The sequence below is a fragment of the Photorhabdus machadonis genome (assembly GCF_052657765.1).
On sequence record NZ_CP199761.1, the window covers coordinates 3,147,589 to 3,173,705 of the forward strand.

Annotated in this window: 20 protein-coding genes, 1 tRNA gene and 1 pseudogene; 7 read left to right on the forward strand and 15 right to left on the reverse strand. The window is 41.6% G+C overall.

All coding sequences use genetic code 11. The annotated features are described in order from the left end of the window. Nucleotides 1–91: 91 nt before the first annotated feature. Together ACUN2T_RS14865 and ACUN2T_RS14870 are read left to right on the forward strand one after the other, a co-directional pair. The gene (locus ACUN2T_RS14865) at nucleotides 92–1,132 is read left to right on the forward strand and encodes an IS630-like element ISPlu16 family transposase (RefSeq protein ID WP_445493697.1); all 1,041 of its coding nucleotides are present in this window, start codon (nucleotides 92–94) and stop codon (nucleotides 1,130–1,132) included. Further along, a complete protein-coding gene (locus ACUN2T_RS14870) occupies nucleotides 1,129–1,791 on the forward strand; it encodes a helix-turn-helix transcriptional regulator (RefSeq protein WP_445493765.1) in 663 nt (220 codons plus the stop codon). Before ACUN2T_RS14865 ends, ACUN2T_RS14870 begins: the two co-directional genes overlap by 4 nt. A gap of 328 nt (nucleotides 1,792–2,119) precedes the next feature. Here the strand turns inward: ACUN2T_RS14870 and ACUN2T_RS14875 are convergent, their stop codons facing one another. Genes ACUN2T_RS14875 through ACUN2T_RS14885 form a run of 3 tightly spaced genes read right to left on the reverse strand, consistent with a single transcriptional unit; the run spans nucleotide 2,120 to nucleotide 4,149 of the window. Further along, nucleotides 2,120–3,376 carry a PTS ascorbate transporter subunit IIC gene (locus ACUN2T_RS14875; RefSeq protein ID WP_445493766.1) on the reverse strand — a complete coding sequence of 419 codons (1,257 nt, stop codon included), beginning with the start codon at nucleotides 3,374–3,376 and terminating at the stop codon, nucleotides 2,120–2,122. A 12-nt stretch (nucleotides 3,377–3,388) separates the two neighbouring features. Further along, nucleotides 3,389–3,676, reverse strand: a complete 288-nt coding sequence (locus ACUN2T_RS14880; protein ID WP_445493767.1) for a PTS sugar transporter subunit IIB — start codon at nucleotides 3,674–3,676, stop codon at nucleotides 3,389–3,391. 29 nt (nucleotides 3,677–3,705) lie between these two features. Then, a complete protein-coding gene (locus ACUN2T_RS14885; protein ID WP_445493768.1) occupies nucleotides 3,706–4,149 on the reverse strand; it encodes a PTS sugar transporter subunit IIA in 444 nt (147 codons plus the stop codon). 247 nt (nucleotides 4,150–4,396) lie between these two features. Between ACUN2T_RS14885 and ACUN2T_RS14890 the strand changes: the two genes are divergently transcribed. Further along, nucleotides 4,397–5,437, forward strand: coding sequence for a LacI family DNA-binding transcriptional regulator (locus ACUN2T_RS14890; RefSeq protein WP_445493770.1), 1,041 nt, complete (start codon nucleotides 4,397–4,399; stop codon nucleotides 5,435–5,437). A 50-nt stretch (nucleotides 5,438–5,487) separates the two neighbouring features. Here ACUN2T_RS14890 and ACUN2T_RS14895 read toward each other — a convergent pair whose 3' ends face one another. The 5 genes and pseudogenes from ACUN2T_RS14895 to ACUN2T_RS14915 form a co-directional block, all read right to left on the reverse strand. Beyond that, on the reverse strand, nucleotides 5,488–5,955 hold the full coding sequence (locus ACUN2T_RS14895; protein WP_445493772.1) for an Rrf2 family transcriptional regulator: 468 nt from the start codon (nucleotides 5,953–5,955) through the stop codon (nucleotides 5,488–5,490). A 203-nt stretch (nucleotides 5,956–6,158) separates the two neighbouring features. Next, entirely contained in the window at nucleotides 6,159–6,554 is a 396-nt protein-coding gene (locus tag ACUN2T_RS14900) for a nuclear transport factor 2 family protein (RefSeq protein ID WP_445493774.1), read from the reverse strand. Nucleotides 6,555–6,733: 179 nt separating this feature from the next. After that, nucleotides 6,734–7,789, reverse strand: coding sequence for an alkene reductase (locus tag ACUN2T_RS14905; RefSeq protein ID WP_445493776.1), 1,056 nt, complete (start codon nucleotides 7,787–7,789; stop codon nucleotides 6,734–6,736). A gap of 546 nt (nucleotides 7,790–8,335) precedes the next feature. Next, nucleotides 8,336–9,667 carry a D-serine ammonia-lyase gene (locus tag ACUN2T_RS14910; protein ID WP_445493778.1) on the reverse strand — a complete coding sequence of 444 codons (1,332 nt, stop codon included), beginning with the start codon at nucleotides 9,665–9,667 and terminating at the stop codon, nucleotides 8,336–8,338. Nucleotides 9,668–10,034: 367 nt separating this feature from the next. Then, nucleotides 10,035–10,902: pseudogene (locus ACUN2T_RS14915) on the reverse strand (GntT/GntP/DsdX family permease); the annotation flags it as partial. Between the two features lie 249 nt (nucleotides 10,903–11,151). On the opposite strand from ACUN2T_RS14915, the gene dsdC reads away from it, so the two are divergent. Then, entirely contained in the window at nucleotides 11,152–12,090 is a 939-nt protein-coding gene (dsdC, locus tag ACUN2T_RS14920) for a DNA-binding transcriptional regulator DsdC (protein WP_445493779.1), read from the forward strand. An 825-nt stretch (nucleotides 12,091–12,915) separates the two neighbouring features. Beyond that, nucleotides 12,916–13,455 carry an Ail/Lom family outer membrane beta-barrel protein gene (locus tag ACUN2T_RS14925; RefSeq protein WP_445493781.1) on the forward strand — a complete coding sequence of 180 codons (540 nt, stop codon included), beginning with the start codon at nucleotides 12,916–12,918 and terminating at the stop codon, nucleotides 13,453–13,455. 215 nt (nucleotides 13,456–13,670) lie between these two features. Here ACUN2T_RS14925 and ACUN2T_RS14930 read toward each other — a convergent pair whose 3' ends face one another. The 3 genes from ACUN2T_RS14930 to ACUN2T_RS14940 all read right to left on the reverse strand — a co-directional run bounded on the left by ACUN2T_RS14930 (nucleotide 13,671) and on the right by ACUN2T_RS14940 (nucleotide 15,350). Next, the gene (locus ACUN2T_RS14930) at nucleotides 13,671–14,078 is read right to left on the reverse strand and encodes a hypothetical protein (protein ID WP_445493783.1); all 408 of its coding nucleotides are present in this window, start codon (nucleotides 14,076–14,078) and stop codon (nucleotides 13,671–13,673) included. Continuing rightward, entirely contained in the window at nucleotides 14,071–14,757 is a 687-nt protein-coding gene (locus tag ACUN2T_RS14935) for a hypothetical protein (RefSeq protein ID WP_445493785.1), read from the reverse strand. The genes ACUN2T_RS14930 and ACUN2T_RS14935 overlap by 8 nt, the downstream gene beginning before the upstream one ends. 517 nt (nucleotides 14,758–15,274) lie before the next feature. Next, a tRNA-Lys gene (locus tag ACUN2T_RS14940) sits at nucleotides 15,275–15,350 on the reverse strand. Between the two features lie 249 nt (nucleotides 15,351–15,599). Between ACUN2T_RS14940 and cycA the strand changes: the two genes are divergently transcribed. Next, complete coding sequence (cycA, locus tag ACUN2T_RS14945) at nucleotides 15,600–17,006, forward strand: D-serine/D-alanine/glycine transporter (protein ID WP_445493787.1); 1,407 nt, start codon at nucleotides 15,600–15,602, stop codon at nucleotides 17,004–17,006. Nucleotides 17,007–17,244: 238 nt separating this feature from the next. On the opposite strand, the gene putP is transcribed toward cycA, so the two are convergent. Continuing rightward, a complete protein-coding gene (gene putP / locus ACUN2T_RS14950; protein WP_445493789.1) occupies nucleotides 17,245–18,729 on the reverse strand; it encodes a sodium/proline symporter PutP in 1,485 nt (494 codons plus the stop codon). 486 nt (nucleotides 18,730–19,215) lie between these two features. Here putP and putA point away from each other — a divergent pair, with 486 nt between their 5' ends. Further along, nucleotides 19,216–23,196 carry a trifunctional transcriptional regulator/proline dehydrogenase/L-glutamate gamma-semialdehyde dehydrogenase gene (gene putA / locus ACUN2T_RS14955; protein ID WP_445493791.1) on the forward strand — a complete coding sequence of 1,327 codons (3,981 nt, stop codon included), beginning with the start codon at nucleotides 19,216–19,218 and terminating at the stop codon, nucleotides 23,194–23,196. A gap of 80 nt (nucleotides 23,197–23,276) precedes the next feature. Here putA and fliZ read toward each other — a convergent pair whose 3' ends face one another. From fliZ to ACUN2T_RS14970, 3 genes are all read right to left on the reverse strand, one after another. Continuing rightward, nucleotides 23,277–23,789 carry a flagella biosynthesis regulatory protein FliZ gene (gene fliZ / locus ACUN2T_RS14960; RefSeq protein WP_445493793.1) on the reverse strand — a complete coding sequence of 171 codons (513 nt, stop codon included), beginning with the start codon at nucleotides 23,787–23,789 and terminating at the stop codon, nucleotides 23,277–23,279. A 52-nt stretch (nucleotides 23,790–23,841) separates the two neighbouring features. Beyond that, nucleotides 23,842–24,564 carry an RNA polymerase sigma factor FliA gene (locus ACUN2T_RS14965; protein ID WP_445493795.1) on the reverse strand — a complete coding sequence of 241 codons (723 nt, stop codon included), beginning with the start codon at nucleotides 24,562–24,564 and terminating at the stop codon, nucleotides 23,842–23,844. Between the two features lie 246 nt (nucleotides 24,565–24,810). After that, on the reverse strand, nucleotides 24,811–25,878 hold the full coding sequence (locus ACUN2T_RS14970) for a FliC/FljB family flagellin (RefSeq protein ID WP_445493797.1): 1,068 nt from the start codon (nucleotides 25,876–25,878) through the stop codon (nucleotides 24,811–24,813). Nucleotides 25,879–26,117: the final 239 nt, after the last annotated feature.

A 26,117-nucleotide genomic window follows, 5' to 3' on the forward strand; every position in this document is an offset into this window, starting at 1 on the left:
TCAAAATAATAGATCACTTGGAGGGAACTCAGTCCGATTTTTGCGATCTGATCAATTGCGAAAAATCCCAAACCCCAACACGGACTGAGTGATGCCTATCATAGCACCTATACCTCAAGATGAATGCCAGAAAATGAGAAAACTTATCCATAAAACCCGTGATAAGAACTATTCCCGTCGATTAACGGCGTTATTGATGCTCAATGAAGGATTGACAGTGACTTATGTCGCCAAGACCCTTCATGCCGCACGCTCTTCCGTCAATCGTTGGGTTCAGTGGTTTACATTATATGGGCTGGAAGGACTCGAAAGTTTACCCGTTGGCCGACCTGTTGTCTGGGATCTCTCCCCGCTCTATAACCTCTTACTTTTCTTATTACAGCAATCCCCCCAAAAGTTAGGCTATCTCCGCTCTCGCTGGAGCCTTGAACTCATGACTCATACCCTCAATGAATTACTCAACCTCTCTCTGACGCAAAATGTCCTTTATCGTTACTTTGCTCAGGTGGGGATTGTCTGGCGTAGAGCGGCACCCACAGTGAAACAACCTGATCCCGAATACGATGAGAAAATGGCAAAGATCGCGGAAGCCAAAGCGAACATTTCAGAAAAACATCCCGTTTTTTATGAAGATGAGGTGGATATTGATTTAAACCCGAAAATCGGCGCGGACTGGTGCTTCAAAGGACAACAAAAACGGGTTATCACCCCGGGAAAAAACGAAAAACATTACCTTGCGGGCTGCCTTAATGCCCAAACAGAGCAAATCACCTATGTTAAAGGAGTAAAAAAGAATTCTGATTTATTTATCAAAATGTTAGATGAACTGAATCATCAATATCCCCATGCGGAAACCCTCACATTAATCTTAGATAACTACTGTATTCATAAAAGTCAGAAGGTAAAGGACTGGCTGGCACGACATCCAAAATTTACCCTGTTGTTTTTACCGGTCTATTCACCGTGGCTAAATAAAATAGAACGGTTATGGCAATCGCTCCATGAGACAATAACGCGAAATCATTGTTGTCAATTTATGTGGCAGTTACTGAATTATGTTGATGCCTTTTTGGCATCGTTTTCATCACAGCAAAAGCCAGGAAGACAAAAAATGGGTGTAGCACAATTATGAAATCTTATTTAACTAATATGTGGGATAAAAGCTCAGAACCGTGGTTTGTAAAAGATAAGGAATTCCGCTTTATTTATGCAAATGCAATGTTTATTAAAGTCAATAATTTACCTGAAAACTTTAATGTTATCGGATATACCGATAAGAAATTACTAACACCAGTTAATAAATTTACTCACCTTTTTGAGGAACATGATCGTAAGGTCTTACAATATATGCAGCGAATATCATCTCTTACCACTTATTCTCCAAACAAAAACGAACGATTTATATCCTATTTTTGTAATAAATACCCATTAATGGATGAAAATAATCAATGTATTGGTGTCATTTCTCACGCCAGAGAAATACATAACTTTGCCGTGTCTCATTATATGGAGAATGATATTCCTATATCGATTAGATTTCAGCCACCAAATGCTATCTTGAAAGAGAAAGAATGGGTAATAATTTTTTTATTCTGCCGTGGCGTCAGCAATAGATATATTGCTGACGAAATGCAAATTTCATATCGCACTGTGGAAAAACATTTCGAAAATATCTACCAGAAACTATTAGTTAACTCAGCAATTGAATTAAGAACACTTTGCAAAGAGAATAGTTATGACCTTTATATCCCCCCTAAATACCTTCAATCTATAGGCCATATTTTGCTATAAATAATCACAATTTCATTATTATGTATTTTTCTTTGACTTGTTTAATTAATCTACATTTGGTTTGAATCCCCCCCTAATCTGATATATGGAAAACAATTTGATAAATCAAAATAAAGGACTTAATACGAGGCTAAATCATCATTTTTCTGAATGTTTATTCCCTCGTTTCTTTGGTTAAAGGCTTTTAGAAAATTAAGAAACCACGAGATCAGCATGAGCATTGATTGAAGCTTATTATGGTCGAATGGTTTACATTAATATTTTGATAACAGAGATCGAGACAGGGCATCTATAACCCTGTTTCAACCCTAAACTCCAGATATTCCAATCAACGAACAATAATGCCCAGCAGAACGCCCAATGCACCAAAGTCAGCGTCACTGAATGTCGTATTGGCAATACCGATATCCCCCAGAACGGGTAACAGGAATACAGGCAGAAAAGTTATCAGCAAGCCCTGAGCAAAAGCACCGAGAATAGCGCCTCTGCGGCCACCTGTCGCATTACCGAAAACCCCAGCCGCCGCGCCAACAAAGAAATGTGGCACAACACCGGGAATTATTACCGTCATGCTCAATGCATACAATATAAACATACCGATGACACCGGCAATAAAACTGCTCAGGAAACCGACTAATACCGCATTAGGCGCGTAAGGGAATACAACCGGACAATCCAACGCGGGTTTAGCATTCGGAACTAATTTGTCAGAAATGCCTTTAAACGCGGGGACAATTTCTGCAATCACCATTCTCACACCTTGCAGTATGATATATACACCTGCGGCAAAGGTAATGGATTGCATTAGCGAGAACATAAACCCATTTTTTCCACCACTGACTCCTCTCACAAAATCACTGCCGGCAAACAAGCACGTGATCATGAAAATAATTGCCATCGTGAAAGAGATGGCAACCGGTGTATCACGCAGGAACAGCAAACTTTTCGGTACATTCATCTCTTCCGTTGAGTGCTCTTTGTTGCCCAGTTTGCTGCCAATAAAACCGGACAAAACATAGGAGAGCGTAGAAAAATGCCCAATGGCAACGTCGTCAGAACCAGTCACTTTCTTCATATACGGATGGGCGATCGCCGGGAAGAAAACCATAGCAACCCCAACAACCACCGAACCAATAACCACCAGCATAGTTCCGTTGATCCCCGCAGTTGCCAGAATGACCGCGACCATCATGGACATAAACAACGTATGATGCCCTGTCAGGAAGATAAATTTCCACGGCGTAAAACGGGCAATCAAGATATTGATCACCATAGCAAAGAACATAATCATTGCCATTTCTTTACCAAAACTTTTCTGCGCAATGGAAACAATCGCTTCGTTGTTTGGTACTACCCCTTGAATACCAAAAGCATGTTGGAAAATTGCAGCAAAGTCCCCCAATGAAGAGACGATTAATCCGGCCCCAGCCCCCAAAATCACAAAACCCATAATGGTTTTTATGGTGCCTTTGATACATTCAGTCACCGGCTTTTTTTGCGCGACCAAACCAATAAGCGCAATAAATCCCACTAAAATCGCAGGCTCTGACAGTACATCACTCATCAGAAAATGGAAGAATTCCATGACAGCCTCCGGTTACAACGCTCCAAGTTCAGCTAACGCTACAGACAAACGCGCTTCCATCGCAGCTTTATCTACCATATTGTCCAGCGCAACAATTTTGCCATCGACTGCCTGAGCAACCAGTTGTTCTGCAATATCTTTAGTACCAACAAAAATATCGCTTTGAGTTGCTTTTGCTGAGCCCAGATCAACATGATCAACACTGGCATCGATCCCCATCTCTTTCAGGATATTTTTAATGCTCATTTCCATCATCAGGCTGGTACCTAACCCATTTCCACAAACGACTGTGATTTTCATACGGTTTTCCCATAGCAAAAAAATACAAATTAATATTTGTTAATAACGGCAAGAATCTCTTCTTTACTTTTAGCGCCTACCAGCAGCGCCGTATCTTGTTGATTATCAAACAGCGCAGCAAGTTGAGAAATCACGTCGATATGGCTATTGCTGTCAGTCGCGGCTAAGACAATCAATAGCTTGACCGGATCATTTTCTTCAGAACCAAATTCAACACCGTTGCTAATAACGGTTAATGATAAAGACAATTTATTGACCCCCTCCTCAGGCCTGGCATGTGGCATAGCAATTCCCGGTCCGACAACGTAATAGGGCCCAATGGCCTCATGAGAGCAGTAAATAGCATCAATATAACGGAGTGAAATTGAATGGTTTTCCACCAGCGGCTGGCAAGCGATAGCAATAGCTTCGCGCCAATCTTTAGCGTCAGGGATCACTTGGATAACATCACTTGTGAGTAAAGTTTTTAGCATCAGCTTCTCCTGGTTGAAATTGTGTTCCGTCTTCTATACCCCTGTTCTCTATCCAGAGATATTAGTCACAAATGGTAGCGCTATCTATCATCGTAATTCATTATTGTGATAGCGCTATCATTGTTATCTGATCAATTTACCAAAATACGAAAAACACATCATGGTTTTTTCCCACGACTTGCCTGAGATAAGGTAGAATCCCACCGTCAAATTCATAGCCGTTAATCAAAAAAACAGAAAAATATTGATGGAAAAGACACGAAAACGCCGTAATACAGGGCGAGTAACATTACAAGATGTTGCTAAGTATGCCGGTGTCGGTTCAATGACGGTCTCTCGCGCATTGAGAACACCAGAAATGGTATCGGATAAATTACGAGAAAAAATTGAGCAGGCCATACAGAAATTGGGATATATCCCAAATGGCGCTGCCGGTGTACTTGCCTCTGGTCAAAGCAATATTATCGCGGTTCTTGTTCCGTCTCTGACAGATAGAGCCAGCGCCACATTTATACAGTCCCTACAACAGGTGCTGAATAAACACGCTTTCCAAGTTTTACTCGGATGTCATGAATACAACCGCAATAAGGAAGCCGAAATTATCATGACATTGCTGCAAAGCAACGCAGCCGCATTGGTTATCTTCGGTTCTCAACTGGCAGATAAAACCTATGACAATATTTCGCATATCAATATCCCGATTATCAATGTCGCGGGATCTCATCAACAACAGACAACGATCAATATAGAAACGGATTTCTCCGCAGCGGCTTATACCCTGACTGAGCATATGCTGAATAAAGGCCGAAAGCATATTGGCTATATTGGCGCACAAATGGATAATCGTTTGCAAAATCAGCAAATTAATGGCTGGAATAAAGCCATGCTACATCATTATCAGAACGCAGACCAAAATATCACTACGCCAAATGCCGCCAGTATGCAATTTGGTTGTCAGGCAATCGCCGAAATGTTATTACGTCAACCTGAATTGGAAGGCGTGATTTGCAGCCATGAAGTGATTGCTCTGGGAGTCATGTTTGAATGCCAGCGTCGTCTGCTTAAAATACCGGCTGATTTGGCCGTTGCCTGCCTGGAAGGATCGGATAACTGTGATCACACACAACCAACACTGACATCAATCCGCATTGATTACCCCAGAATAGGAAAAGACACAGGAAAATGGCTGGTAGAACTGCTCAATAAACAGGATGAAGATGAGGCAGAATATCAAAATAATCAATATCACCTGTTTTCGTATAAATTTGAGCCAAGACAAAGTGCTTGATGGAGCTGAAAATCCCAGTAAAGTGCCACAAGAGCCTATACAAGCGCTAATTATTCAGTCTGCTGACACCTTAGATCATGTGGCTTAAAAGGAAAACCCGCACAGTCTTCAACCCGATTTACGATGTCAGCAATTGTCGTTTCAGCTAGGGTCGCTTCCAACACACAGGTAATACGCGAGAACTCATCTTCTAAAACCGGAGTGATATTGTGCCCGATATAACATTTGGGATTGGGTTTGGAGCGGTGCAACGTGAAATATAATGGATCTTCAACTGTACGATAAATATCCAGTAATGAGATTTGCTCCGGTGGACGGGCCAGTAACGCTCCCCCTCCCTGACCCATTTGCGAATAGGTCAACCCAGCTTCTGTAAGAGCGCCCAAAAGCCGGCGAACAACAGTTGGGTTAGTATTCACACTTTTTGCGATATCTTCGGAGCGCACAGCTTGACCATGATGAAGTGCAATATCAGTGAGAATATGAATAGCCACGGCAAAACGGGTAGATGTCGGCACTGGAGGATCCTGTCTATCTTAAGGATGTCATTGAGAATAGCAAAAAATGAGAAAAAAGTTATATGATATGTAACTAATTTCGTCACATAATAAATAGTGAAATTCAGAATGTCAATCTGTCTGATTAACATTCCTACTCTTTCCGCTCTATCACCACATATCATCATTTGGTTTAGCTAATGTGACGAGCTTGATGTACCGGGTTAGATACGATCTGTATGGGCACGTTCAATCTGGAGAGTATCAGCAACCTGCTGTAATTTAATTAACCGCCCATCCCGCACTGTCCATATATGAACGAAACGAGAAATAAATCGTTTACCTTTCTTTACCCGCCCCAAATAATTACCCAATACAATGACATGATCACCTGACTCGAAATATTCAGAGCCATCTGCAACGAATTCATCAGTATCATTAAAAAGTGGCACAAAAAAATTATTCAATATATCTTCAATTCCTTCATAAACGCCACTATATCGGGAACCTTCGGTAATATCCCAAACAACGTCACTCCCCATGATCTGGCGAAGAATATCGATATCACCCATAGAATCGTAAAAACGGCGAACAATAGATATATTTAATGAATCTGACATTGATACTTCTCCTTCAAATTACCCCACGTTGAAATAGGATCGACTCGGGTAAAACGAGCCGACCTGATATTCTGGGATGTTCAGTAAAAACGTTATAGAACTTTTAATTCACATCCCTGGAAAATAACCCGAACATCTTTCATCTTAGGCTATCCATTACGGGTAAGATATTCCCTTACCTAGGTAAGCACAGGATAATCGATGTAACCTACGGGCCCAGGAACCATAAAGGTTTCCGGTTGTTGTTCGTTAAATGGTGATTCAACTAAAAGCCGGTGAGGTAAGTCTGGGTTAGAGATGAACAAGTGACCGAAAGCCACTGCATCAGCCCTGCCGTCAGCAAGCGCTTGCGCGGCACTCTCTTTTGTCAGTTCCTCATTGGCAATATAAGTTGACCCAAAAGCTTCTTTTATCATCTTACCCAAATCACCGTCAACAACAGGATCACGCGAGAAAATGAAAGCAATACCACGTTCACCCAGTTCACGCGCGACGTATCCAAAAGTCACCGCAGGATTAGAATCCTCCATGGAGTAATAACCGCCACGGGGTGATAAATGTACGCCAACACGAGATGCTCCCCAGACTGAAATGCAAGCATCCGTCACTTCAAGCAACAACCGAGCCCGGTTTTCTACTGAACCTCCGTACTGATCTGTACGCAGATTGGCATTATCTTGCAAAAATTGATCGAGCAAATAGCCATTGGCACCATGTATTTCCACGCCGTCAAATCCTGCCACTTTCGCATTTTCCGCTCCACGTCTGAACATCTCAACAATGCCGGGAATTTCATCAGATTCCAGAGCCCGCGGAACCGCAAAGGGACGTTTTGGGCGTAATAAGCTGACATGACCATCAACTGCAATCGCGCTTGGAGCCACTGGCCGTTCCCCATTAAGGAAAATGGGATCCGATACCCGCCCCACATGCCAAAGCTGTATGAAAATACGCCCACCGGCAGCATGTACCGCATCCGTAACTAACCGCCATCCGGCAACTTGTTCGTCTGACCAAATGCCAGGAGTATCAGCGTAACCCACACCCTGTGGCGTTACTGAAGTTGCTTCACTGATAATCAAACCAGCAGATACGCGCTGAACATAGTATTCCGCCATCAGAGCATTGGGAATACGTCCTCCTCCCACTGCACGGCTACGTGTCAGAGGAGCCATAATGATACGATTCGGCAAGTCGAGATCACCAATGCGAATTGGGTCAAAAAGTGTAGGCATATTTTTTCTCTCATATGGACTAAATAAATGCACTTCGTTGCAAATCATCAATAGGTACATAACCAGGTAATACCACCAGCAAACAACATCGGTCAGGAAATGTATTCATTCTCAAACCTTTAGCAACAGGGGATCCGCTGGTGTGAATTAATGTAACTTACACAGTTACATTAAACAAGAGGGATCTGATGTCAAATGTCAGGATATCTGCCAGATGATAAGGCTATGACACAACAATTACTTTGTTTGAGAATGGCTTGCCTGATGCCGGCAGGCTGTTGATTGATATGTAATAAAATTGTTACGAGGAGGATGCATATATGAATTTATTAGACGATTTACAAAAAATATTGATATATTCCCGCCAAATGTGGGCGGGAATATAACTGGAAAAGCATGAAGGAGATGACTTTTCAGAGAAGGAAACCAAATCAAAACGTTTTTCAGCAATAGCCTAGAAATACAGATAAAAAGACCCGATTTTGAACAAGTTCACCAATGAACCACACTCATAATACCAATCGGGTACTTTTAAAGTAGTTACGATTAGATTTTGGCTGCATCCAGGTATTTTGTCATTTCATCATCAGGCACCATACCACCGCCAGTTGCCCAGACCAGATGTGTAGCCTGTTTCATCTTATCCACCGGAAGGTTCTTACTATTCAGGTAATCAAGGTTTCCGCTAACACGGGCAGGACCTGCCATCCCAACTAACGCCGAAGGCTCTAGCCGGATACCTTCATCACGATTAAGTAAGCCCAACAGGTTATACATTTCCTGATCATGAACGGTATAAAAACCATCCAGCAAGCGTTCCATAGCACGCCCAACAAAACCGGAAGCCCTTCCGACCGCAAGACCATCAGCAGCCGTAATATTGTCGATACCAATATCCTGTACACAAATATTGTCATGCAGACCGGTATATACACCCAACAACATACAGGGAGAATGGGTAGGCTCAGCAAAAATACAGTGCACATGATCACCAAAAGCCAACTTCAATCCAAACGCAACACCGCCAGGACCACCACCAACGCCACACGGCAAGTAAACGAATAATGGATGATCTCCATCAACGACCATATTCATTCGCTCAAGCTGCGCTTTTACCCGCTCACCTACTACAGAATACCCCAGAAATAACGTTTGGGAGTTTTCATCGTCGATAAAGAAACAATTGGGATTAGATTCCGCTTCTTTGCGGCCCTGGGCCACGGCCACCCCATAATCTTGTTCATATTCCACGACATTAACCCCATGTGAACGTAGCTTTTGCTTCTTCCATTCACGGGCATCGGCAGACATGTGCACACTGACATTAAAACCCAGCTTCACACTGATAATACCTATGGATAACCCCAAATTACCGGTGGAGCCTACAGCAATGCTGTATTGGTTAAAAAACTGCCTGAACTCTTCTGAAAACAGTTTGCTGTAATCATCGTCTTCAGAAAGCAAACCAGCCTGTAATGCTAATTTTTCCGCGTGAGTTAATACTTCATAAATTCCACCACGGGCTTTAATCGAGCCAGAAATGGGCAAATGGCTATCTTTTTTGAGTAAAACTTTTCCCGCAATATCCACACCATAATATTGCTCCAGTGTTTTCTGCATCGCAGGAATAGCGACTATCTCTGATTCAATAATGCCATGTGTGGCTTCTGTTTCTGGGAAAGCTTTACATAAATAAGGTGCAAAACGATTCAGACGTGCTTCAGCATCCCCGACGTCATTTGCATTCAAACCCACGAAGGGTAATCCCTCTTTAAAAGTGGGGTTACAAGGGTTAAACCAAAATATTTCCTCCAATTCCATTAAATTTCTTACTAACGGATATTCATTTAGTAATTGTTGAATCTTAGTATTTTTCATTTATGTGTTAACCCAAGATTGGTGTTTCCCTGGTATATAAAAAAACAACTCTTACTTTTTTAATTATTAGAATTATCATTATATTCAATGTGTTATGTTTACTACGATTTTCTACAAAACAACAGCACATCACAGTTTATCTACTTTTTATCTTCCCCTTATTTTGATTACTACGTTACTGTTTATTTTTTATTATTTTAGCTATAAAGCTGCCTATTTTATAGGCTTCCCTGGTACTGACACATTCGCACTTCTTATTCTTATTTTTTAAGACTGAGCTATTATGCCTTCTAATGACACAATGGCAGAAAGAAGAAATGTCCCAGCCAACGCAACAATAGATACAATAAATGTTGCGGTTGTTGTATAGCCTACTTGCTTTCAGCATACCATTGAATGCTCCGCCTGCACCAATAATCAATAAGATATTAGCAATAGAGGCGAAACAATCTTCCGTTTTCGTCAACAGTGTACTCAATTCCCATATTTTTCCTGGTGCCCAAAGTATAATAGGCACCAAACGTGGTAATAAACATGGCTATAATAGGGTTGCCGAGAGATTCCAACACTGTATAAAACGTGGTGCCTTTTTCCATATTTAATTCGGCAGCCGGTTTAATCAGCATTAACCCAATTGGCAATAACACAGGAAATAATGTCATGCCTAAAGAGGGTAAAACCTTTTCCTTGTGAACTTTAATTTGAGAAAATTCAGCCGGAACCGATTTAAAAGGCAGACCGCTACCGAGAAATTTCTGAAATAATGAGCTACTCATCAAAGCAGAAAACAGAGCAACTATCAGCCCATAAACAATGACTGAATCAATATCCGCACCCAGTTTATTCGTCATAAATAATGCAGACAGGTGTAGAGGAACAATACAATGAACCGCCATCAATGCCACACACAATGGGATCGCTAATTTCAACAGTGACGTGTTGGTTTTCCTGACAACAGAAAACACCCGTGGGATTAACAAGACCACCCCCACTTCAACAAACAGCGTAATACCACAAACCAAACCAATCACCGCTGCTAAAAAACCCAGCGTACCACCAACCCCCCTCTCAATGGCACTTACCATCTCAACAGGGTTCATTCCCATCAATGCACCGACATAAAAACTTGCCAACAATAGCGCCAAAAAAGGGTGAATTTTTAATTTAATTATCGTAAATACAATTAACACAATACTTGTGAGTAACGTACCTATCACCCAAGGTTGTGAATTCACTCAATCATTCCCCACAGTTAGCCTCTGCTCGTTACATGCATTTTCACTATTGAATATGAATATTCAATTTTTGACAAATGATTAATACATAGTCATGCATGAGCCAGATTGAGCCAATTCAGTGATACAGATCAAATTTTTTACTTTATTTGAGATTTAAATCACTAAAACTATCTGAAACATGCCGCCTTAATGATACGGTTGCATTATTTCGTATTCCGTCGTCGATGAAACAGAAACATTATAAATATGTACACAGATGATAATTTCATGGTTGTAAATAAGCTACTCAATGGAAACCAGTTATCAAAACTGCATACGTTTGAGATAGCGGCCCGTCACTGCTCTTTTGCTCTGGCTGCTGATGAGCTAGCTATCAGTGCCAGTGCAGTCAGCCATCGAATCAGTTCACTGGAACAAGAACTGGGGTTTAAACTTTTCCAACGTTTTCACAGAAAGATTGAATTAACTTGTGAAGGAAAGCGTTTATTTTGGACAATTAAATCAACTCTGGAGCATTTGAATCAGGAAATTCTGGAAATAAAAAATCAAGAGTTATCGGGTAGTCTGACTATTTACTCCCGCCCTACTTTTACTCAATGCTGGTTAGTTCCCAAATTGGCTGATTTTAATCAGCTATATCCGTCCATTAATTTGAATATTCTGGTCGGTAACGAAAATGTGAATTTCCGCGGCTATGGTATCGATCTTGCCATTTACTTTGATGATATTATGTCCAATGAGCTATCACATCAATATCTGATGAGTGAATATATTACCCCGGTCTGTAGTCCGCAATATGCAGAAAAATATAACCTGATGGGAAATATCGACAATCTGCAATACTGTACACTACTGCATGATAAACAAGCATGGAGTTACGATTCTGATACCAAAGAGTGGGACACCTGGACAGAACACATTGATATTACACTGGACCCATCACAAAAGTGTATAGTCTTCGATCGCTCTGACTTAGCTGCCGTCGCGGCAATGCACCACGCAGGTATTGCAATGGGAAGAAAAAATATGATCTGGGAAAAAATTGAAAACAACGAATTAGTCGCTCCCTTTCCCAACACCGAAGTGCTATGTAAACAGTATTACTATACCTGTACCCTACCCCAACAACAGAATGAGAAAGTTAATGCATTTATTCAATGGTTGAAATCAACCATAAACGAATAAAAATATAGTCAACCGTTAATAGATACATCAACCCATTCTGTTTTAAGTAGCAATTACTTATCACCACTGAATTTCACAACGCATTCCAAGCGCATAATGATAAAGGCTGAACTCCCCCTTCTGCAAAGTCCAGCCTTATCAAGGTAAACTTAATCTCTGGTGATGATAATTAAAGCAGTCAGAGACTTGTCGTTCATGTTTCTAATTTATTAGAAAAACATAATAGGCATACCATTCGATTAAATAATTCCGTCCTATGTTATGACCACAGATCAAATGAAACAGATATATTTATACCCGTTATCTTTCAAGTTGCCTCTTTGTTGGCTGCACTCGCTCACCCCGGTCACATAGTTAGCTAACTCAGTAAAGCTTATTCATTTTTATCTTACTTACGTCTGACAACCACTCTTATCGAATTATATAGAAATAAATAAAATTATTTTTCTGCTAATAGTAATACAACTCATATTTAATTTCATTTGTTATTATTGGAATAAAGCACATAAATTAGTGTTTTTCTGAATATAGAGATAGGGAGTCTTTAGTATAGATAAGTTATTGGCAAGAAAAGAAGCAAGAATTTAATTGATAAATATTAAAACAGCAAACAAATTATTTATGATAATTAAAGTCATCCTTCTCTACTGCTATCCACCAAGAGAAAGTAATAATAATAGTTAGTTAATCGCGTATAAAATATAAATTTCATTAAAAAATATATACTAATAGTCTAAATTATGATATTTATTATAGCCGTTGGTAAGAAAGTCATTCAAATAGTTATAAATTAGTTTACTTGGAAATTATATGGAGTGTAATTAAATGCAAAAACTTTTACTAAGCTGTGGCGCTATTTTTTCTGTATTTGCAATAACTTTACCTGCTCAAGCTGAACAACATACAGCTTCTATCGGGTATGCCTATGTGAAACCACAAGACGTTAAAGCGCTAAATGGCGCGACTCTGAGTTACCGATATGAATTGGATGATCAATGGGGAGTGTTATCATCATTTACCTTTGCTAAAGGAGATGAAAAGGAAACAGCAGAACGCCAAAAGATTGATACTAAGTATTATTCTTTGATGACTGGCCCAACTTATAGAATTAACGATTATATTAGTTTATACAGTCAGGTAGGATTATCCAGAATGAACCTGAAATGGTCCGATAGCGATAATAATACAAATGGAAAATCAGAAGAAAATGCCTTAGGTTGGGGAGCCGGATTTATTGTAAACCCAACAATGAATACATCAATTACAGCCGGTTATGAAGGCAGCCGCTTTGATATCAAAGATGGTATAGATAAATATAAAATTTCCACCAATGGCTTTAATATAAGCGTCGGCTATCGTTTCTAATTTAAGCAATAAATGGTTATGGTTGGATGCAAAAAGGCGAGAAAAAAATAGTCAAAATAACAGGAAGCCGAACTCCCTGAATATATTGTATTCAAATTTTTCACCACAATGCTACCTGATATAGCGGACTCGCTGATGTCTAGAATTAACGACCATTTTCAGGTGTTAAAAACTGCATCTTGAAGTTTCTTGGGTATAAGAGAAGATAATGCCTTTTAGTTCTTCTCAACTAAAAACAAAATGGTACGTTCAGTATCATTTTGTTTTATACTTATAATGGTATTATCTTTACGCCAGCGTTCATCTTTCCAATACTTATCATAGTATTTTATAAATCCCATGTTTTCAGTGTGTTTTATTAATTCTGCCAGACGACTCAATTTTACATTTGAAAATATAATTTCGTTAGTCATGGTGTTGTTACCATCAGGGGAGTCATAGTATATGATATAATCATTTGAAATTAAAGGTAAACTCTTAATCTCATCAAAGGTAAATGCGTAATAATAAATAAAATTTCTTTTTGTATATGATAAGTTAACATTCGCTAATGATGCAAAAAAAAGAATAACACCAATCGCTAAAATAAATATAACTATACATATACGTATGAAACTACTCAACCGCAATCCCAGCATATTCTTTACCTATATTAACCCAGCTTGCATCTTCAATAAGCATTACGTCTTGACCAGTTTTTATATCTCTCATAGGAGTTATTGTATTTAAAAAACTAGGCAAGGGAATATTATAAGGAATTGTATTATTTGGATACTTTTCAGGGTCAGGAAATAATAATGGTTTAAAAGATTTATTTTTATATTTTCCTATAGCTCCGTAGTAGTCCCATCGTTTATATGCTTTTTCTTTACTTACTACCCCTACTTGAGGTAAATAATTAATACCATTGATAGCCTGATAAAAACCAAATAAGTTAGAAATCAAATCTTCACCACTATAACCACTATCTGAAATTAAAGTAAAAGGAAAGGAATCCTGATATGATTCAAATGAATGAGTTGTATACATCATAATAGTAAGAGCAACTCTTTTTTTATCATGTAAAGATAAACCTCTTCTAACTCTCCATCTTGTTTTTATAGATGTTCCCAGGCTACGCCCTCTGCCCATATATTGGACATATCTAACGATAAAATGCGATTTATTAGTAGTTTCATCCCCCATGGCAAGAGAGAGCATCAACTTTCTTACATCATCACCATTAGCATGCCCTAAATCTAACCATCCTAATTTTTCTGTATAGACCAATCGTCCATTTTCTATATCAGATCTTTTAGTCATTATAACTCCTGTTATTTAATTAAGTGCGCTATAAAATTTTAAAAGAAACCAGATACAGCTATTTTACTCTCATTCTAAACAAAAAATTCATGTAGATATAATTACTTAATAAACCAGTAAATATCAACCTGTCTTCTTTATAAACACAATTATAATCTTAGATCAAAAATATTTAAATAGCAGTGTCGTATATTTTCATTTTTAACATATCATCAACAAAAACATTATCACATTTACTTCACGCAAAGTAATGTTAACTATAAACTATAACGGCGATTTAATTATTTAAAATTAATAATATCCGATAGGTTTGGAAAATAAGAAAAAACATAATGAGAGGGGTTATTTTGTAATTGTTTGTGATATTTTACGGATGGTTTTTCATAACAAAATAGAGTTCTTCAACGATGAAACTCAACAACCACCGACTAAAGTCGGTGGTTGTTGAAAGGGTATCCTATAGGTATCCTTGAAAAAGAAAAGGACTCACAATATTAGCGTAAGTCCTTGTTAAATCTGGTGGGTCGTGGGAGGCTCGAACTCCCGACCAATTGATTAAGAGTCAACTGCTCTGCCGACTGAGCTAACAACCCAATGCGAACAATTATTCTCCTATACAAAGCTGCCGTCAATATCTTATGACTCTTTTTTGCTAAACGAATAATTCATATTCAATCCCAAGAGTACAAATAAGTTAAATTGTAACCAATTTGTTTTTAACGTGAAATCAGGCTGTTATTATTATAGTAATCTGTGTCACAATATTTTTCGCAAACATCATCACATATAAGGCCACTTAAAGAGCCTTAACAATTTACCTAAGAAATATTGGACACTATTCTATGGCAGAAAAAATACAAACGACACTTTCCGCTAAAACCGGGGAAACGCAACTACAGCGCAATCTGAGCAACCGACATATACAACTTATTGCTATCGGTGGCGCCATTGGCACAGGTCTGTTTATGGGATCAGGGAAAACCATCTCTCTTGCCGGGCCATCGATCATATTCGTTTATATGATTATCGGCTTCATGCTGTTTTTCGTTATGCGCGCAATGGGTGAACTCCTGCTCTCGAACCTGAAATATAAATCATTCAGTGATTTTTCCGCAGATTTATTAGGGCCTTGGGCGGGTTTTTTTGTCGGCTGGACTTACTGGTTCTGTTGGGTCATTACCGGTATCGCCGATGTCGTCGCCATCACCTCATATATCAGCTATTGGCAACCTGATTTTCCACAATGGATCACTTCCCTGCTCTGCGTTTCCCTACTACTGGCCCTGAATCTGGCAACAGTGAAATTATTCGGCGAAATGGAATTCTGGTTCGCCATGATAAAAATAGTTGCCATTGTCGCACTAATTGTGACAGGCGCTGTTTTGATTGGTATGCATTTTCAATCCCCTACGGGTCATACCGCCTCACTGACCAATATATGGAATGATGGTGGGTTATTTCCAACAGGGTTAAGTGGATTTTTTGCCGGGTTCCAGATAGCAATATTCGCCTTTGTAGGAATTGAATTAGTGGGTACTGCTGCCGCAGAAACTAAAGATCCAATGAAATCACTTCCCAGAGCAATTAATGCTATCCCGATTCGTATTATCACCTTCTACGTGCTGGCACTGATAATTATCATGTCAGTCACACCGTGGCGTTCAATCATTGCAGACAAAAGCCCTTTTGTTGAGCTGTTCGTTCTGATTGGTTTACCCGCTGCCGCCAGTATCGTGAACTTCGTAGTATTAACTTCTGCCGCATCTTCAGCAAACAGTGGTGTCTTCTCCACCAGTCGTATGCTGTTTGGACTGGCAAAAGAAGGTGATGCACCACAGCAATTCAGCCGCCTTTCTCGCCGTTCCGTGCCCGCGTCAGGATTAATTTTCACCTGTTTATGTTTATCCTGTGGTGTGGTGCTGATTTATTTAATTCCTGATGTGATGCATGTATTTACATTGGTGACAACCGTTTCAGCCATTCTGTTTATGTTTGTCTGGAGTATGATCCTGTGTTCATATCTGGTTTACCGGAAACGTCGCCCTGCATTACATAAAGCTTCAATATATAAAATGCCGCTGGGGATTATTATGCCGTGGGTCTGTCTGGCATTTTTTGCATTTGTTCTGATATTGCTCACATTACGAGATGATACTCGCCAAGCATTAATCATCACACCCGTTTGGTTTCTAGTATTAATTATTGGTTTTCACATTGTAAAAAAACGTAGAACACGTTTGTACAGCTAACTTATGTAAATTTCTACTCTCTATATGACCTGTTGGAACAATACACCACAGGTCATTTTTATTGCGTCAATCTAACAAACTACCACTACACTTAATTCCATTCGCATTCCCCTAATGAAAATGAATTAAGAATCGCTCGCTATCCGGGCGAATATGTGGCAATAAAGATTGCTAAAAAACTTAAAGCTTAAATTAAGGTGAAGGCATTTTGCCTTCACAATCTCGAATTTTACTTTAATCACTTAGTGTTGTATTGCGCTTCAGCATCAATAAAACGCTGTTGTGCTTCTCTGCTTGGCGCTTTACCCAACAAGCTGACAACAACTATCGCAATAGAAGCAAAGATAAAACCAGGGATAATTTCATACAACGCAAACCACTGGTACTTCATCCACACCAATACGGTTATTGCACCCACCAACATACCCGCCAGTGCGCCATTGCGTGTCATACGCTTCCAGACAACAGAGATCAGTACCACCGGACCGAACGCCGCGCCGAATCCGGCCCAGGCATTACTTACCAGTGCCAGCACTTTATTATCAGGATTAGTTGCTATTACCATAGCGACGGCAGCCACCAATAGCACCATGAAACGTCCCACCCATACCAGCTCTTTCTGGCTAGCAGATTTGCGAATAAAGGGCTTATAAAGATCCTCAGTCAATGCACTTGCACATACTAACAACTGGCAACTCAGAGTACTCATCACCGCAGCCAGAATCGCCGACAATAAAATGCCCGCTATCCACGGATTAAACAGAACAACAGCCAGTTCCATAAAGATACGCTCACGATTGGCATTGACCGGACTAGCCAGGTCAGGATGCATTTCAAAATAAGCAATACCAAAGAAACCGACAGAAATCGTTCCTACCAGACATAACACCATCCAGGTCATACTGATGCGACGAGCTTTACGGACAGTATGATGGGAATCTGCTGCCATAAAACGCGCTAAAATATGTGGCTGACCAAAATAACCTAATCCCCAACCCAATAGTGAAATAATCGCGATAAAGTTCAATCCCTTAAACATATCCAGATAAGCAGGGTTTTTCGCTGCTACCAAAGCAATAGAAGTATCAAGGCCGCCGATAGAGAAAATAACGATAATCGGGGTCAGGATAAGAGCAAAGATCATTAACGAAGCCTGGACAGTATCCGTCCAGCTGACGGCCAGGAAGCCACCGAGGAATGTATAGGCAATCGTTGCCATAGCACCAAGCCACATGGCTTTCTGATAACTGATACCGAAAGTACTTTCAAATAACAATCCTCCGGCAACAGCGCCAGAAGCACAATAAATAGTAAAGAAGATCAGGATAACCAGTGCGGAAATAATGCGCAGGATCTTACTGCTATCTTCAAAACGACTGGTGAAATAATCAGGTAGCGTCAGCGCATTGTTATTGACTTCTGTCTGGATCCTTAGCCTGCCCGCAACCAGTTTCCAGTTTAGGTAAGCACCTAAAGAAAGGCCAATCGCTATCCAGCTTTCTGAAACCCCCGCGAAATAAACTACGCCAGGCAAGCCCATTAATAGCCAGCCACTCATATCCGAAGCACCGGCAGACAAAGCCGTTACCATGCTACCTAATCGCCTCCCTCCCAAAATATAGTCATCAAAATTTTTGGTTGAGCGATAAGCCAAAAAGCCTATCAACAACATTCCAGAAATGTAGACAATAAAGGTGATTAGCATTGGTGTATTTACTGTCATGCAGGTTCTCCATAGTGTTATCTGTGTTTTGCAAAGCCGCAGTTCTCCTGGGGACACAGAGTTTTCCCTGTCAGGTTCAGGAACGTTGCACCTGATTGCACCTAAAGATGGTTTATAATTTTAAATTGAAATAATTATTTTTGTAACAAATGAGAAAGTCACAATGAATCCTAGATTAGCACTAGGTAATTTAACAACTAATTAACGCCATTTTTTATAAGAAACGTTTGCTGCATCACATTTATTTGATTTAAAGGTTATACTTTTTAACCATTTCATGGTTATCCCCCTAGCATTAGCCATAAAATGCCAAACCAATATATATCAATTAGATAAAGTCACAAAAATAAATATCCCCTCTTAATTATAATAACTGGATTAATTTCACAAAAATCAAACAAGCAATACGCATAAGGTTGCACAAAGTTGCAACATGTCAGATATTATCATGTAACTTAGATAAACCTTACCTATTAAGGAGCGAGGATGGGTAGTACAACAATGGGCGTAAAGCTTGATGAGGCAACTCGTGATCGCATTAAAGCCGCTGCACTGCGGATTGACCGCACTCCACATTGGCTGATTAAACAAGCTATTTTCAATTACCTTGAACGTCTTGAAAATGATGAGCAGATCACTGAGCTATCTACCAGCCAGGATCTTAAGGAAGAGAAGATAATCGCAGAGGAAACTGTCATAGACTCTGCTCATCAGCCTTTCCTCGACTTCGCAGAACATATCCTGCCTCAATCAGTAAAACGTTCCGCAATCACTGCGGGCTATCGCCTGCCGGAAACACAGGCAGTGCCAATGCTGCTGCAACAGGCGCAATTACCAGAAGATCAGGCACAAGCAACACATAAACTGGCCTACAGCATTGCAGAAAAATTGCGTAACCAGAAAAACAGCGTTGGGCGTTCTGGTTTGGTTCAAGGGTTGTTGCAGGAATTTTCACTGTCATCTCAGGAAGGTGTTGCCCTGATGTGCCTTGCGGAAGCCCTGCTTCGTATTCCAGATAAAGCCACCCGTGATGCGCTGATCCGCGATAAAATCAGTAATGGCAACTGGCATTCCCATCTGGGCCAGAGTTCATCCACATTTGTCAACGCAGCAACATGGGGCCTGCTGTTCACCGGTAAACTGGTTTCTACCCACAACGAAGCCAAGCTCTCCAATTCACTGAATCGCATTATCAGTAAAAGCGGTGAACCATTAGTCCGTAAAGGCGTAGATATGGCGATGCGCCTGATGGGTGAACAGTTTGTAACAGGTGAAACTATCGCTCAGGCATTGGCAAGCGCACGTAAGCTGGAAGAAAAAGGGTTCCGCTATTCCTATGACATGCTGGGTGAAGCCGCTTTAACTGAAAAAGATGCTCAGGATTATATGGTTTCCTACCAGCAAGCGATTCATGCTATCGGTAAGGCATCCAATGGCCGCGGTATTTATGAAGGACCAGGGATTTCCATCAAGCTTTCTGCCCTGCACCCGCGTTATAGCCGTGCTCAATATGAACGCGTCATGAGCGAGCTGTATCCACGCCTGCTTTCCCTGACATTACAAGCCCGCCAATATGATATTGGCATCAATATTGATGCAGAAGAAGCAGATCGTCTGGAAATCTCCCTCGACTTGCTGGAAAAACTCTGTTTTGAACCACAATTGGCTGGCTGGAATGGCATTGGTTTCGTTATTCAAGCCTATCAAAAACGCTGTCCATTTGTTATCGACGCGATAGTTGATTTAGCACAGCGCAGCCGTCGTCGTCTCATGGTGCGACTGGTAAAAGGCGCTTATTGGGATAGTGAAATTAAACGTGCGCAAATAGATGGGCTGGAAGGCTATCCGGTTTACACCCGCAAAGTTTATACCGACGTTTCCTATCTGGCTTGTGCCCGCAAACTCCTGTCAGTACCAAACCTGATCTATCCTCAGTTCGCTACCCATAACGCTCATACTTTATCTGCTGTTTATCAGATGGCCGGTCAAAACTATTACCCTGGTCAATATGAGTTTCAATGCCTGCATGGCATGGGAGAACCACTGTATGAACAAGTGGTCGGGAAAATTGCTGATGGAAAATTAAACCGCCCATGCCGTATTTACGCACCGGTAGGCACTCACGAAACACTATTGGCCTATCTGGTCCGTCGTCTGCTGGAGAATGGTGCTAATACCTCTTTCGTCAACCGTATCGCCGATACCACATTGCCACTGGACGAACTTGTTGCTGATCCGGTGAAAAAAGTTCAAAAGATAGCCGAAATCGAAGGGCAAATTGGTCTTCCACATCCGAAAATCCCTCTTCCTCACGACCTGTATGGTAAAGATCGCGCAAACTCAGCTGGTCTGGATCTTTCCAACGAACATCGGCTGGCTTCCCTTTCCAGTGCGCTACTGAGCTCTTCTACTGAAGAACGGTACAGTGAACCACTGCTGGGTGGCAATTATTGCCATCAAGGTGAGCTACCTGCTGCCAAGCCTGTCATTAACCCTGCCGCACCACTGGATATCGTCGGCCATGTTCGTGAAACAACGGAACAAGAAGTCGCGCATGCTCTGGATGCCGCAACAGAAGCTGGAGCAATCTGGTTTGCGACTCCCCCCTCAGAGCGTGCAGCAATTCTGGTTCGCGCTGCTGAATTGATGGAAAGCCAGATGCAACCGCTGTTGGGCATTCTGGTCCGGGAAGCCGGCAAAACCTTTAATAATGCGATCGCTGAGGTACGCGAAGCAGTAGATTTCCTCCATTACTATGCAGGACAGGTCCGCCATGATTTCGCTAATGATACCCACCGCCCACTGGGGCCCGTTGTGTGTATCAGCCCGTGGAACTTCCCATTAGCCATTTTTACCGGGCAAATAGCGGCTGCGTTGGCTGCCGGTAACAGTGTGTTGGCAAAACCGGCGGAGCAGACCCCATTAATTGCAGCGACTGCGGTCAAAATATTGCATCAGGCAGGCGTTCCCCACGATGTACTGCAATTATTACCTGGCCGGGGTGAAACCATTGGTTCGCTTCTGGTTGGTGACGAAAGAGTACGTGGTGTGATGTTTACTGGCTCCACGGAAGTGGCTGGCCTGTTACAACGTAATATTGCCGGACGGCTTGACGCACAAGGGCGTCCAACCCCGCTCATTGCAGAAACCGGTGGCCTGAACGCAATGATTATCGACTCTTCGGCGCTCACAGAGCAAGTTGTTACTGATGTGGTCGCCTCTGCTTTTGACAGCGCAGGTCAACGCTGTTCAGCCTTGCGCATCCTCTGTATTCAAGATGATGTAGCAGAACGTACCATCACCATGTTGAAAGGCGCAATGTCTGAATGCCGGATGGGCAATCCTGAACGCCTGTCTACCGATATCGGCCCGGTCATTGACGCTGAAGCCAAAGCCGGTATTGATCGTCATATTCAAGCAATGCGCACCAAAGGACGCGCGATTTATCAAGCAGCACAAGACAATGTGACTGACAGTAAAGAGTGGGAGCAAGGTACTTTCGTTAAACCGACACTGATTGAGCTGGAAAGTTTTGATGAATTGAAACAAGAGATCTTCGGCCCGATTCTGCATGTTGTCCGTTTTAAACGCAATGAGCTGGATAAGTTGCTGGATCAGATTAACAATTCCAACTACGGCCTGACGCTGGGTGTACATACCCGTATTGATGAAACAATTGTACAAGTCACCTCTAAGGCGAAAGTGGGTAACCTGTATGTTAACCGTAATATGGTAGGCGCGGTTGTTGGTGTGCAGCCGTTCGGTGGTGAAGGCTTATCCGGTACAGGCCCAAAAGCGGGTGGTCCGCTCTATCTGTATCGCTTGCTCTCTTGCCGCCCTCAGAATGCCATTAATCAGACGTTGGAACGTCAGGATGTTGAGTATCCACTGGATGCCCATGCCCGCTCAGTGCTGATGGCACCATTTGATGCCCTGGCAGAATGGGTTACCACTCAGCACAATGAAGAACTAAATCAGTTGGTGCAACAGTACAAATTGCTGGCACAAGGTGGCACAACCCGCCTGTTACCCGGGCCAACTGGTGAACGCAATACCTACACCCTGTTACCTCGTGGTCAGGTACTGTGTTTAGCGGATAATCAGCAAGATACATTGATCCAACTGGTAGCAACATTGTCTGTTGGCTGTCAGTTACTGTGGCAAAATGATGAAATCCATCAACAGCTGTTCCGTCAATTACCGGACAGTGCCCGTAAAGCAATCACTCTGATCCGGGACTGGCAAAATGAAGATACGGAATTTGAAGCGGTTATTTACCACGGCGATTCTGATCAACTCCGTCAGGTTTGTGAACACGTCGCCCAACGTAAAGGAGCCATCATCTCCGTACAAGGTTTTGCTCGTGGAGAAACTAACCTGCTGTTAGAACGTCTGCTGCATGAACGTTCACTGAGCATTAACACTGCGGCAGCAGGAGGCAATGCCAGTCTGATGACTATTGGTTAATGCCAGATAAAGCAAAGGGGAACACACTGAAAATGTGTTCCCCTGAAATTGAACATCTCTTTGCTGTTTATATTTCCAGCTTAGTGGCCGCCCTGCTGCCAGCTCAAATACTGCTCATACTTCCGCAAGGCAATGTTGTAGTTACTGAATGCTGACTGTGATAGTTTCTCACTCAGTTGTTCCTGAATTTTCTCTGTTGTGAACTCTTTTGCAGGGTAATTGCTTGAAGTGAGCAATTCATCCAAACGTCGTAAACGAACCACATACTCACGAATAGTGCTATGACTCATTTCAGTTTGTTCAAACAGGTACTGTTTGAAAGACATGATGTCAAAATAATCTGTCTCGCTATTGCAATAAATCTCACTGCAAAAACGGCATAACGCGACAAATTTATCTTGCAGCTCATCCCAAGCCTTGTCATCAATCAACTCCGTCATTTCGGAGATAGACTCTTTGTTGATCACTTGGCCATTAAAAACCAAGGAGATGCGGTCAAGAGCTTTGTGACAATGCAAACAATGAGTTTGACTATGTTTGTAGTCTTTAATGTAACGGCTGAGCGGCCGTTTCTTTTGTGTTGTAACAGACATAAGAGATAAAGCCCTGTGTGTAGTCTTAAACAAAAAACAAATAAGCAAAAAGTTACTTTTCCGGATTTAAGCGTGCCCGCAAGCGTTTAATCGCCTGGCTGTGTAACTGACTTATACGGGACTCCCCGACTTCAAGTACTGCGCCAATCTCTTTCAGATTAAGTTCTTCCTGATAATATAGCGTCAGAACCATTTTTTCTCGCTCAGGTAACGAATCAATAGCATCAATTACCCGCTGACGAACGTCACTTTCCAGCAATTGTTGTAAGGGATTGGTTTCATGCCCTTCTTCAACAACAGGCTCACAGCTTTCACCGTGCATTTCATGCCATTCGTCATACGAAAACAACTGACTGTTATTCGTATCTAACAGTATCTGCCGATATTCTACCAGATCAATCTTTAATTCTTTAGCAACTTCCTGCTCACTGGCTGGACGGCCCAAGTCTTGCTCAAGTTTACGGATGGTTTGCGTCACTTCACGCGCATTACGTCGCACGCTACGCGGAGCCCAATCGCGACTCCTTAACTCATCCAACATTGCACCTCTGATGCGCTGTACCGCATAAGTGGTAAACGCGGTTCCCTGTAAGGAATCAAAACGTTCCACCGCATTTAGTAAGCCGATTCCCCCGGCCTGAAGCAGATCATCCAGCTCCACACACGCGGGTAACCTAACTTGTAGCCTTAACGCTTCATGGCGAACTAATGGTACATAGCGCTTCCAGAGGCTGTTTTTGTCCATCACGCCTTCGGCGGTATACAAATCGCTCACAACAACAGACACCTTTGGAATAAGAGACTAACTACCATTATCCAATCCCCTAACAAGGGCAATCGTTTGAACAATGTAGTAAAAGCACTTCTTTTTCACCTATGCGAAATTTATTGCCCGCCTAATAGTAACACAAATTTTAGGCTGTTCACGATAAACGACTAAAAAAGAAGGACCGGCGAGCCGATCCTTGATTTATTTGAATTTTTATGTGAATCAGGTTCACATACTGCCTTAGCTAAAAAATTAACGCAGCAGAGACAATACAGTTTGAGGAACTTGGTTAGCCTGAGCCAGAACCGCAGTACCTGCCTGTTGCAGGATTTGACCACGGCTCATGTTAGACACTTCGGTCGCGTAGTCAGCATCTTGGATACGGCTACGAGCAGCGCTCAGGTTGTTAACGGTGTTGTTCAGGTTGTTAACGGTAGATTCAAAACGGTTTTGAATAGCACCCAGAGAGCTGCGCAGGCTGTCAACCTTTGACAAAGCATTATTTAAATCGCCTAACGGCTTAGCGTTATCGTCAACCTTGGTTGTTTCACCGTTTACCGTAACTTTACCCTCATTGTTAATAGTGGCTTTATAATATACGTTTTCCCCACCTTTTGTACCGGTTACAACGTATTCGTCCTTAATTTTGTTACCGTCTTTATCGAGGGAGTAAACGACTTTGGCACCTTCAACACCCTCAGGAACAGCAATTGCTGGGTCTACATTAACATCAGCACCATCGGGACCTTTAATTTTCTCAACTGGATCGCCAACACGCACTCCAAATAATGAGTTAACATTAAAGTTGTCCAGCCCCAGTGTTCCTTTGTCGATTTGTTCCAGATTAATGGTGATAGTTTCACCATCGTTAGCACCAACCTGGATGGTCAATTCGCTATTTTTACTTAGGACATTAACACCATTAAATTGAGTTTGTTTAGAGATACGATTAATCTCGTCTAAACGCTGATTCACTTCATCCGTAATAGAGTTAATATCGCTTTCAGAGTTGCTGCCATTTTGCGCCTGTACCGTCAGTTCACGGATACGCTGTAAGTTGGTATTGATTTCGTTCAGAGCACCTTCGGTAGTCTGTGCAATAGAGATACCGTCGTTAGCATTACGTGCTGCCTGAGATAAGCCTTTAATGTTTGCAGTGAAACGGTTAGCGATCGCTTGACCAGCAGCGTCATCCTTCGCGCTGTTGATACGCAGACCAGAAGACAAACGCTCGATAGCGTTACCCAAAGCACCCTGGGATTTATTCAGGTTATTCTGAGTCAGCAGGGACAGGCTATTGGTATTGATGACTTGTGCCATAGTGAGAGTTCCTTTTTTAAATCAAGCAGATATAAGTTTGGGCCTTTGCCCACGGTGTTCATCACCGCCAACAGTTTTATCGGCGTTCCTCAAAGAACCTTTAATTTTTCTTGAAAAAACTTTTTCTTTTTTATCACGCTTCCCTTATAAGCCAAACAGCGCCTGTTCTTGACGATTATTCTTACCATCAAAAAATTATTTTTATTAGTAAACTTTTTTCGAAACTTACCGATAACCGG